The 10038-nt window shown below is 70.7% G+C and carries 9 protein-coding genes; 8 read left to right on the top strand and 1 reads right to left on the bottom strand.

Features of this window, described 5'->3' with window-relative positions; translation table 11 throughout:
- From D7X55_RS05905 to D7X55_RS05940, 8 genes are read left to right on the top strand one after another with little or no spacing between them, the layout of a single operon-like run.
- Entirely contained in the window at nucleotides 1-1785 is a 1785-nt protein-coding gene (locus tag D7X55_RS05905; RefSeq protein ID WP_121722474.1) for an ABC transporter ATP-binding protein, read from the top strand.
- The gene (locus D7X55_RS05910; RefSeq protein ID WP_121722475.1) at nucleotides 1782-2948 is read left to right on the top strand and encodes a PHP domain-containing protein; all 1167 of its coding nucleotides are present in this window, start codon (nucleotides 1782-1784) and stop codon (nucleotides 2946-2948) included. The genes D7X55_RS05905 and D7X55_RS05910 overlap by 4 nt, the downstream gene beginning before the upstream one ends.
- A gap of 20 nt (nucleotides 2949-2968) precedes the next feature.
- The gene (locus D7X55_RS05915) at nucleotides 2969-4237 is read left to right on the top strand and encodes a 3-deoxy-D-manno-octulosonic acid transferase (RefSeq protein ID WP_121722476.1); all 1269 of its coding nucleotides are present in this window, start codon (nucleotides 2969-2971) and stop codon (nucleotides 4235-4237) included.
- The gene (locus D7X55_RS05920) at nucleotides 4234-5235 is read left to right on the top strand and encodes a glycosyltransferase family 4 protein (protein ID WP_121722477.1); all 1002 of its coding nucleotides are present in this window, start codon (nucleotides 4234-4236) and stop codon (nucleotides 5233-5235) included. Before D7X55_RS05915 ends, D7X55_RS05920 begins: the two co-directional genes overlap by 4 nt.
- Nucleotides 5235-6266, top strand: a complete 1032-nt coding sequence (locus D7X55_RS05925; protein ID WP_120550007.1) for a glycosyltransferase — start codon at nucleotides 5235-5237, stop codon at nucleotides 6264-6266. The genes D7X55_RS05920 and D7X55_RS05925 overlap by 1 nt, the downstream gene beginning before the upstream one ends.
- Complete coding sequence (lpxK, locus tag D7X55_RS05930; protein WP_121722478.1) at nucleotides 6263-7342, top strand: tetraacyldisaccharide 4'-kinase; 1080 nt, start codon at nucleotides 6263-6265, stop codon at nucleotides 7340-7342. The genes D7X55_RS05925 and lpxK overlap by 4 nt, the downstream gene beginning before the upstream one ends.
- A 31-nt stretch (nucleotides 7343-7373) precedes the next feature.
- The gene (locus tag D7X55_RS05935) at nucleotides 7374-8387 is read left to right on the top strand and encodes a bifunctional heptose 7-phosphate kinase/heptose 1-phosphate adenyltransferase (RefSeq protein ID WP_120550009.1); all 1014 of its coding nucleotides are present in this window, start codon (nucleotides 7374-7376) and stop codon (nucleotides 8385-8387) included.
- Nucleotides 8384-8872, top strand: a complete 489-nt coding sequence (locus D7X55_RS05940) for an adenylyltransferase/cytidyltransferase family protein (RefSeq protein WP_121722479.1) — start codon at nucleotides 8384-8386, stop codon at nucleotides 8870-8872. The genes D7X55_RS05935 and D7X55_RS05940 overlap by 4 nt, the downstream gene beginning before the upstream one ends.
- A 168-nt stretch (nucleotides 8873-9040) precedes the next feature.
- Here D7X55_RS05940 and D7X55_RS05945 read toward each other — a convergent pair.
- Nucleotides 9041-10038: glycosyltransferase family 9 protein (locus D7X55_RS05945; RefSeq protein ID WP_233609628.1), on the bottom strand; the 998-nt coding region annotated here is incomplete at its 5' end.

Here is a 10038-nt window from a genome sequence, read left to right on the forward strand (position 1 = left end):
ATGCATCGCGCGCTCTGGAAGCTCTTGCGCTACGCGAAGCCGCACGCGGGAATCCTGGTCCTGGCCTTCGTGTGCATGGCGGTGTTGGGGCTCGCCACGGGCGCGTACGCGTACCTGCTGGGGCCGGCGCTGCGCTTCCTGTTGTCGGGAGGTGAAGAGGGCTTCGCGAGCGCGCACAAGGTGCCGTGGCTCGCGGACCTGCCGCGCGAGGCGGCGCTCTGGGGCTTCCCGGTGCTGGTGCTGGGCGTGGGCGCGGTGAAGGGCGTGGGGTACCTGGGCCAGTTCTACTTCATGGGCCTGTTCGCGCAGCGCGTGGTGAAGGACCTGCGGCGCGACCTGTTCCTGAGGCTCACGGCGCTGTCGCCGTCGCAGCTGTCGAAGGAGCGGACGGGAGACCTGCTCAGCCGCTTCTCCTCGGACGTGTTGGCGGTGGAGATGGCCGCCATGTACACGGTGGGCTCGTACCTGCGCGACACGATCCAGGTGCTGGTGCTCGCGGGCGTGGCGCTGGCGATGAGCCCGATGCTCGGAGGGCTGATGCTGGCGGTGATTCCGCTGGCGGCGCTGCCCGCGTCGAAGCTCACGCGCAAGGTGCTGAAGGGAACGCGCGAAGGCCAGGCCCACCTGGGACAGCTCGCGGGCCAGCTGCACGAAGGGCTGGGAGGCCTGCGCACCATCCAGGCCTTCAACGGCCAGGAGGCGGAGCTGGCGCGCTTCGAGTCCTACGCCAAGGCCCACGAGGAAGCCGTGGTGGGCGCGGCCTGGGCGCGAGGAGGCGTGCCGGGGTTGATGGAGGTGCTCGCGGCGGCGGCGCTCGCGGGAGCGCTGGGGTACGCGGCGGCGACGCGGGCGATGGAGCCGGAGGCGCTCCTGTCGCTGCTCACGGCGGTCATCCTCGTGTACCAGCCGGTGAAGGACCTGGGCCGGGTGACGCAGTTCGCGGTGCAGGCGGGAGCGGCGGGAGAGCGCCTCTTCGCGCTGCTCGACCTGAAGCACCCGGTGGAGGACACCGCCAGCGCGGTGCCGGCGCCCGCGCTGCGCGAGTCGCTGCGCATGGAGGACGTGCGCTTCTTCTACGGAGAGCGCCGCGCGCTGGACGGGCTGACGCTGGACCTGAAGGTGGGGCAGGTGGCGGCGCTGGTGGGAGGCAGCGGAGGCGGCAAGAGCACGGTGACGTCGCTGCTGCTGCGCTTCGAGCGGCCCCAGCAGGGGCGCATCCTCCTGGATGGGAAGGACGCGGACGCGTACACGGCCGCGAGCGTCCGAAGTCAGTTCGCGCTGGTGACGCAGGAGCCGCTGCTCTTCCACGGAACGGTGCTGGAGAACCTGCGGCACGCCAGGCCCGATGCGACGAAAGAGGAAGTGGAGGCCGCGGCGAGGGTGGCGAACGCGGACACCTTCATCCAGGCGCTGCCCCAGGGCTACGACACGCGCATCGGAGAGCGAGGCGTCACCCTGAGCGGAGGCCAGCGTCAGCGCCTGTGCATCGCGAGAGCGGTGCTGTCGAAGGCCCCGGTGCTGGTGCTGGACGAAGCGACGAGCAGCCTGGATCCGGAGAATGAGCGCGAAGTGCAGGCCGCGCTGGCGAAGGTGCTCCCCGGCCGGACGGCGCTGGTCATCGCGCACCGGCTGTCGACGGTGACGGGCGCGGACGTCATCCACGTGGTGGAGGCGGGCCGCATCGTGGAGAGCGGGAGCCACGCGGACCTGCTCCAGAAGGAAGGCCGCTACGCCGCCATGTGGCGCCTGCAGACGTCGGGCCCCATGGAGCGGGGGGCGGCGTGAGCAAGGCCAGGAAGCCTCTCTCCCTGGCGATCCGCGCCGTGTTCGGCGTGCTGTTCCTGCTGCTCGGTGTCGCGGGCTTCTTCGCCTTCGCGGCGGGCTTCGCGGACTACCCCATGGTCGAGCCCAAGCCGGACGCGAAGCCGTGGATCCGGGGCGCGTACCACGTGCACACCACGCGCTCGGACGGGAACGGTTCACCCGCGAAGGTCGCCCAGGCGGCGAAGGCCGCGGGCCTGGACTTCGTGGTGCTCACCGACCACAACGACTTCAAGCCACCCGCCGCGACCTGGGTGGACGGCGTGTTGCTCATCCCGGGCGTGGAGGTGTCGACCAGCGCGGGCCATCTGGCCGCGTTCGGCATGCAGCGGCCCATCGAAGGCGTGAAGCCCTGGGGCCCCCCGGAACAGGCCGTGGCCGCGATCGAAGCCGCCGGAGGCACGGCGGTCCTCGCGCATCCGGTCCAGACGAAGAACCCGTGGAAGGACGAAGCCACTGCGCACCAGGTCCCGGGCTTCGAGCTGTACTCGGCGGACACCTTCTTCCGGCAGGCGCTGAGAAGCCCGGTGAGCCGCCTGCTGCCCGCGCTCGGAGCTTCCATGGTGAGCCCGGTGCACGGAGTGATGCTGCTCGCGGTTCCAGAGCCACGCCCGACGGAACGCTTCCTGGAACTGGCGCGAGAGCGCAAGCGCCTCGCCCTGTGCGGCAGTGACGCGCACGGCGTGCCCGCGTACGAGGACATCTTCAACGCGCTCGACATGGAGCTGCCACCGGACGTGCTGCCAGGTCCCCTGTCCCAGAACGCACGCGAAGCCGCGGCCCAGGTCACGCAGGCCCTGGCGAGCGGCCGTGCACTCTGCGTCTTCCGAGCACTCGGAGCCCCCGACGGCTTCGCCCTGGAAGGCTACGACCCGAACACGCGAGAGGCCCCCGTGGGAGCGCTGCTGACGGTCCGCCTCCCGGAACACACGCCCGGGACGCTGGAGGTCCGCGTCTGGGGCGAAGGCCGCCTCCAACCCGACGGACAGCACGTCGAACTGACCGGTCCCGGAGTGGTCCAGGTGGAGGTCTGGGCCCACGCGCCCGGGCGTTTCTTCGGCCACGAGTGGCGGCCCTGGTTGGTTCCCAGCCCGGTGCGAGTTGTGCCCGGACCGCCGGGCATCTGATAGAGCGCGGGACGTCGCCCATGCGCCTGCTCTACGTCGTCGCCACCTACATCCTCTTCGCGCTGCTGTTCCCGGTGCTCTGCGTGCATCGGAAGACGCGTCACGGGCTGAAGCAGCGGCTGGGCTTCTACGGACCGGGAGACCTGCCGAAGGGAGAGGGCCCGCTGCTGTGGTTGCACGGAGCCAGCGCGGGAGACCTGCTGGCCCTCGCGCCCATGTTCGGCCCCTTGCGCCAGCGCTTTCCCGGCTGCCGCATCGTGCTCTCGACGATGACGGACAGCGGCCACGCGATGGCGAGGGACCGCCTGTCGAAGCAGATCGACGGAGTCGTCTACGCGCCCTACGACCTCTGGGGCGCGACGCGACGAGCGGTGCGGGCCCTTCGTCCGGACCTCCTGGTCCTCGAGTACACGGAGGTCTGGCCCAACCTCATCCGCGCCGCGAAGCAATCCGGAGCCAGCGTCGTCATGACGAACGGACGCTTCTCCCCGGCGAACGTGGGGAAGTATCGGACGCTCTTCGGCCTCATCGAAAACCCGCTGAAGGACATGGACCTGCTGCTGATGCGGCAGGTCGAGGAATCCGAAAGAGCCAAGGCCCTGGGAGCCCCGGCCGACCGGGTCCTCACCACCGGAAACACCAAGTTCGACGCCCTCGCCGCGGGGCCCGCCCCAGAGGACGAAGCCCTGCGAACCGCCCTGGGCCTGTCCCCAGCGGAGCCCATGTGGCTCGCGGGAAGCACGCACGAGGGCGAGGAAGAAATCCTGTTGCAGGTGTATCAGCGTCTGCGGGAGCGCTGGCCCACGCTGACCCTGGTCATCGCGCCGCGCTACCTGAACCGGGCGGAGCGGATCATGACCCTCGCGAAGGAGCGCAACCTGATCGTGGGCCTGCGCTCGCAGGGCAACCCGGAGCGGGCGCCGGTGGTGGTGATGGACTCGATGGGCGAGCTGTCGCGGGCCTACCGCCTGGCGACGGTGGTGTTCGTGGGAGGTTCGTTCACGAAGCGGGGCGGACAGAACATCCTGGAGCCGGCGGGGCAGGGCAGGCCGGTGTTGTTTGGCCCGCACATGGACAACTTCCGGGACAGCGTCGCGGTGCTGCAAGGCAACGGAGGCCTTCAAGTGGCGGACGGAGAAGCCCTGCACGCCGCGCTGGAGGACCTGCTCGCCCATCCCGAACGCCGGGAGCAACTGGGCGCCCAGGCGGAAGCCACGGTGCGCCGCATCTCCGGAGCCAGTGAGCGCAACGCTGAAGCCATGGCCGCGCTAAGGAGGGCGCCTCGATGACGCTCATCGTCCATCCGCACTTCCACAAGCGCTACACAGGAGTCACGCGGCACGTGGAGTCCGTGGTGCCAGCGCTGGCCCACGGCGACGAGACACGGGTCATCGGCTCCGGCCTGACGGAGGCCCTGCCGCGAATCACCTGGGGAGAGCTGATCCGCCGCTCGCACCAGGAGCCCATTGTCTGGCACGCGCACCGCAACAACGAGCTGCTGGCGGGGATGCTCCTGAAGGCGCTGGGAGGCAAGGTCCAACTCGTCTTCACCAGGCACACGTCGGTGGCCCCCACGCGCTTCACGCGCTGGCTCGCCAGGGGCGCGGACGCGCTGGTGTCGCTCACGAAGCAGATCTCCGACGTCATCGCGCTCCCGTCCACGGTCATCTCCCACGGCATCGACCTCCAGCGCTTCCATCCACCGGAAGACCGTGACGCGGCCTGGGCCCGGCTCCAGCAGGGAGGCCGCTACGGCATCGGCGTCATCGGGCGCATCCGCAAGGAGAAGGGGCAGGGCGACTTCATCGAAGCCTTGAGGCCCCTCTTGCCGCAGCGGCCGGAGTGGCAGGCGGTGCTGGTGGGGCTCGCGAAGGGGCCGGACCTGACGTGGGTGAACGGGCTGCGCGAGGGCATCGAGGACCGGGTGCTGCTCGCGGGAGAGCAGTCCACCATCGAGCCCTGGTACCAGGGCCTGAGCATCCTGGTGCACCCGTCCTACGCGGAGGGCTACTCGCTGGTGCACGTGGAGGCGATGGCCTCCGGCTGCTGCGTGGTGGCCTCCAAGCTGCCGTACCTGGACACGCTCATCGAGCACGGCCGCACGGGCTTCTTCTTCGAACCCGGAGACGTGAAGGGCCTGCGAGCCCTCCTGGACGAACTGACCCGCGAACCGGAGCGAGCCCGTCAGGTCGGCCGCAACGCGGCAGAGGAGGCCCGGAGCCGCTGCGGCGTCGAGCACGAAGCCCGGGCGCTCCGGGACCTCTACCATTCGCTGGTGAAGCGCTGATGCGCATCCTGCACCTGCTCGCGAGTCCCTTCTGGAGCGGCCCGGCGGAGAACGTCGCGCTGCTCGCGCAAGCACAGCGGGCCCTGGGCCACGAGGTCACGGTGGCGGTGGATCGCAAGCGCCGGGACATCGCAGCCGAAGAACCCGCCGTCCCCCGCTTCCAGCAACTGGGCCTCCTGGATGAAGGAGGCCTGACGTTGTCCGTGAAGTCCCCACCGTGGGAAATCTGGAGCGACCTGCGAGCCCTCCGCCGCAGGACGGTGGACGTGGTCCACACCCACTTCACGCATGATCATCTCGTGGCTCGCTGGGGGACGCCGAAGGGAGCCGTGCGGATCCGCTCCATCCATGCGCCGCGCTCGCTGAGGTCCTCGCTGCCCGAAGCCAGCGCCTACACGGTGCCCGCGAGCCACCTGGTACAGAAGCTCGAAGGCCGTCACCGTCCCGTCCAGGTCCTGCCAGCGCTGGTGGATCCGATGTTCGCCCCGCCGAGCGACCGCAAGACCCTCCGCCAGACCCTGGGCCTGGAGGACACGCACCTCGTGGGGATGATCTCCACCTTTCAGCAGAGCCGTCGTCACGCGCTGGGAGTCGAAGCCTTCGCCACGTTCCGGCAGCAGCGCCCCGAAGCCCGCCTCGTGCTGGTAGGCGACGGAGCCCTGCTCGAAGCGACGCGGACGCAGGTGGCGGAGCGAGGCCTCACGGAGCATGTGACCTTCGCGGGCTACCAGCAGGGAGCGGACTTCGCGAAGTGGCTGCAGGCCCTGGACGAGGTTTGGATCCTCGGTCTGGGAAACGACTGGAGCGCCAGGGCCGCGGCCCAGGCCCGGGCCTGTGGAGTCCGGGTGGTCGCGGTGAACGAAGGAGCGCTCCCGGAGTTGGCGGACGCAAGCGTGGAAGCGCCCACGGTGGAAGCCGTCATCACCGCCGCACGGTCCGGATCCACGGCGAAGACCCGGCACCCGACGAACGAGCACATCGCCAGGGACATCCTGGCTCTCTACGCGCAGGCCGCGGAGCCACGGCGATGACCGGAGCACCCACGGCGCTGGAGCGGATCTTCTATCCGCCAACACCGGAGCCCTGGACCCGCCGTGCCCTCCTGTCGCCGCTGACGCTGGTGTCCTGGACCTACAGCGGAGCGGTCCGCCTCCGAAGCGCCCTCTACGACTCGGGACTGAAGCGAGCCGAACACGTCGAAGGCCTGCGAGTCATCTCCATCGGCAACCTCAACGTCGGAGGCACGGGCAAGACGCCCGCGGTCCTCCACCTCGCGGAGCAATTGATCCGCGAAGGGCGCAAGGTCGGAATCCTCACGAGAGGCTACGGACGCGAGTCCCAGCAGCCGCTCACCTTCACGGGAGCGGAGCCACTGCCCGACGTGACGGAGGCGGGGGACGAACCGCTGCTGCTCGCACGCAGGTGCCCCGGGGCCCGGCTCTTCGTGGGCGCGGACCGGGTGGCGGCGGCCTTCCGGGCCAGGGACGACTTCGGCCTGGACACGGTCCTGCTGGACGACGGCTTCCAGCACCGCCGTCTGCACCGTGACGAAGACCTGGTCGTCGTCGACGAAGCCGTGGGCCTGGGCAACGGCCAGCTGCTCCCAAGAGGCCCGCTGCGAGAGCCCCCGTCCGCCCTGCGCCGGGCCACGCTGCTCTGGCTGAGAGCCGCCCCGGGAGACGCCGCCCCCAACCCATGGGTCGAAGCCCTGACCGTCCCCAGGGTCCGGACGCGCTACGGCCCCACGGGCTGGAGGGCCCCCGCGGGCACCGAGCACGCGACGAGCGCGCTCGAAGGAAGGCCCGTCCTCGCCCTGGCCGGACTGGCAAGGCCCGGGGGCTTCCTGAAGACCCTCACCACGCTCGGGGTGGAGGTCCGGGACGCGGCCCTCTTCCCGGATCACCATCGCTTCACGGCGGAAGAGCTGCGGCAGGTCGAAGCCCGTGCCCGTCAGCGAGGCGCGCGAGTGGTGACGACGGAGAAGGACGCGGTGCGCCTGCCCGCTGGCTTCGAGGCCTGGGTGGTACGCCTGGGAGTGGAGGTCCTGGAGGGCGAAGCGCATCTGAAGCGGGCGCTGGGACTGCAGGGGCAGACGCGCGACTTGTGAGGGCTGGAGCGCTGTGGGACAACGCGCGCCCATGCCCGCGGCCCCGTCTTCACGTCCGGCAGCATCGTCCTCGCGCCTGCCACTCGCCTTCGCGCGCCGTCGGGTGTTGCTGGTGGGAGACCTGGTCGCCGACCACTACCTCTATGGCCAGACGGACCGGGTGAGCCGCGAGGCCCCGGTGCTCATCGTCCGGTACGAGTCGTCGGAGGTGAAGCTCGGCGGCGGAGCCAACGTGGCGGCCAACATCCGCGCGCTGTCGGGGCAGGTGACGGCGGTGGGCGCCCTGGGCGTGGACTCCATGGGCACCGAGCTGCGCAAGCTCTTCGACACGGCGGACATCCGGCTGCACGCGGTCAGCAGCCGAAGCATCCAGACGGAGACGAAGACGCGCATCCTCGCGGGAGGCATCAGCACCACGAGGCAGCAGATGCTCCGGGTCGACCGGGGCCAGCGAGGCCCACTCCCGCCCCGGATGCGCAAGGCCATCGCCAGGCAGGTGGAGGCGGCGGCGAAGGACGCGGACGCGGTGGTCGTCTCGGACTACGGCGCGGGCGTCGTGAGCGACGAAGTCCGGGCCGCGCTGCGAAAGCTCGCCGCGGACGGGCTCCCGGTCTGCGTGGACAGCCGCTATGCGCTGGCAGCCTTCGCCGGCCTCACGGTGTGCAAGCCCAACGAACCGGAACTCGAAGCCCTCACGGGCCGTCCGGTGCGAACGAAGGAAGACCTCCTGGAGGCGGGCCATGAAGCAGTCCGCAAGCTGGGCTGCAAGGCCCTGCTGGTGACGCGAGGCCGGCACGGCATGGCCCTCTTCGACGCGAAGGGCGGCGTGGACCTCATCCCGGTGCACGGAGCGAAGTCCGCGGTGGACGTGACCGGAGCCGGTGACACCGTCATCGCGAGCTTCGCGCTGTCGCTCGCGGCGGGTGCCTCCTTCGGTGACGCCGCGAGGCTCGCGAACGTGGCGGGCTCGCTGGTGGTGCAGAAGCCCGGCACGGCGACGGTCTCACGCGAAGAACTCCTCGAAGCACTGCGGAGCCCCCGATGAACACCCTGGACAAGCTTCGCCCCCTCGCCGCCATCGCGGAGGAACGAGAACGCTGGCGCGAGCAGGGCCGCACGGTGGCCCTCGCGAACGGCGTCTTCGACCTGCTGCACGTCGGGCACGTCCGGTACCTCGAAGGGGCGAAGGCGCTGGCGGACGTGCTGGTGGTGGCGGTGAACTCGGACGCCTCCACCCGGGCCTACAAGGGACCCGGCCGTCCGCACATCCCGGAAGCGGAGCGAGCGGAACTCGTCGCGGCGCTGGCCTGCACGGACCGCGTGGTCGTCTTCGACGAGCCGAACGTGCGGAGCATCATCCGGGCCCTCAAGCCCGACGTGCACGTGAAGGGGACGGACTACACGCCGGACACCATTCCGGAAGGCGACGAGGTCCGGGCCTACGGAGGCAGGACCGCGGTGGCGGGAGACCCGAAGGACCACAGCACCACGGAGCTGGCGCGCAGGCTCGGCCGGGAAGGCGCGAAGTAGCCATGGTCCTGGACCCGCTGCTGCGGTCCATCCTCGGCTGTCCCCACTGCAAGGGCCCGCTCGAAGAGCACGAGGGCCCTCCGCCCGAAGTCCGCTGCCTCAGGTGCCTGCGAGCCTGGCCCGTCGAGGACGGCGTCCCGAGGATGGTGCACGAGGAGGAGCGAAGGCTCACCCCGTGAGCGAAGTCCGCTCCGAGACGAACGACCGGACCTCCTCGGCCACGCGCTGCTCCAACCCCGCACCGGCGGCGCCGTCCACGATGGGCGTCAGATCCACCATCCGGTGCGGAGCCACCGCGTGGCCCCAGCGCTCCATGTCGATGCGCAGGAAGAACGCCAGCGTGGGGGCACCCACGGCGACGGACAGGTGCATGGGCCCGGTGTTGTTGCAGATGGTGAGGCCCGCGGTCCGCATGAGCGCCCCCAGCTCATCGATGTTCGTCGCAGGAGCCAGCTCCGCCCCCGGAGCAGCCGCGAGCACGCTCCGAGCCAGGGCCTCCTCACCTGGTCCCCAGGTCACGATGGGCGAATAGCCGAGCGAGATCAGCTCCCGGGCAGCGGCCGCGAAGGCCTCGGCGGGAATGCGGCGCTCACCCAGCCGGCCCCCCGGGTTGATGACCGCACGGCGCGAACCCTTGCCGGCGAATATCGCCAGGTAGCCACGGAACGCATCGCCCAGCACCGGCTCCCGGAAGGAAAGCCCCTCGGAGACCGCGCCCTTCGTCAGGGGCGTGAGCAGGTGCGTCCGCTGAACGGCCTCGTGCCGGGTATCGGAACGGGCAGGGACGGACACCGACTGCAGCAGCGACACCGGCCAGACGCCCGGTCCGATGACGACGGCCTTCGGCCCCGCCATTCGCGAGATGAGCGCGCTCGTGACCGAAGGCGCGCTCCAGTTGGCGCAATCCACGACGGTGTCGTAGCCCGCGCGGCGCAGTGCCCGGATGCCAGGCGCCAGCGGTCCCAGCCAGAGCAGGCGCCGGTCGAACGCCAGGATTGCATCCGCGTCAGGGTGTCCCTGGAGGACGCGAGCCACCCTGGCGTGCACCAGCACATGCACCTCCGGAGCCGGATGGAGGTGCGCCTTGAGGGTCCGCATCAGGGGCGTGGTGAGAAGGGCCTCGCCCACGCGGTTGTCGGGCCGGACGAGCAGGACCCTGCGCGGGG

It is taken from the genome of Corallococcus sp. AB049A (assembly GCF_003668885.1).
Taxonomy (GTDB): domain Bacteria; phylum Myxococcota; class Myxococcia; order Myxococcales; family Myxococcaceae; genus Corallococcus; species Corallococcus interemptor.

Bases quoted from the DNA above. Each gene is read 5' to 3' on its own strand.
- D7X55_RS05920 (WP_121722477.1), top strand. From the start codon at position 4,234: ATGACGCTCATCGTCCATCCGCACTTCCACAAGCGCTACACAGGAGTC.
- D7X55_RS05940 (WP_121722479.1), top strand. From the start codon at position 8,384: ATGAACACCCTGGACAAGCTTCGCCCCCTCGCCGCCATCGCGGAGGAA.
- D7X55_RS05905 (WP_121722474.1), top strand. From the start codon at position 1: ATGCATCGCGCGCTCTGGAAGCTCTTGCGCTACGCGAAGCCGCACGCG.
- D7X55_RS05935 (WP_120550009.1), top strand. From the start codon at position 7,374: ATGCCCGCGGCCCCGTCTTCACGTCCGGCAGCATCGTCCTCGCGCCTG.
- D7X55_RS05915 (WP_121722476.1), top strand. From the start codon at position 2,969: ATGCGCCTGCTCTACGTCGTCGCCACCTACATCCTCTTCGCGCTGCTG.
- D7X55_RS05925 (WP_120550007.1), top strand. From the start codon at position 5,235: ATGCGCATCCTGCACCTGCTCGCGAGTCCCTTCTGGAGCGGCCCGGCG.
- lpxK (WP_121722478.1), top strand. From the start codon at position 6,263: ATGACCGGAGCACCCACGGCGCTGGAGCGGATCTTCTATCCGCCAACA.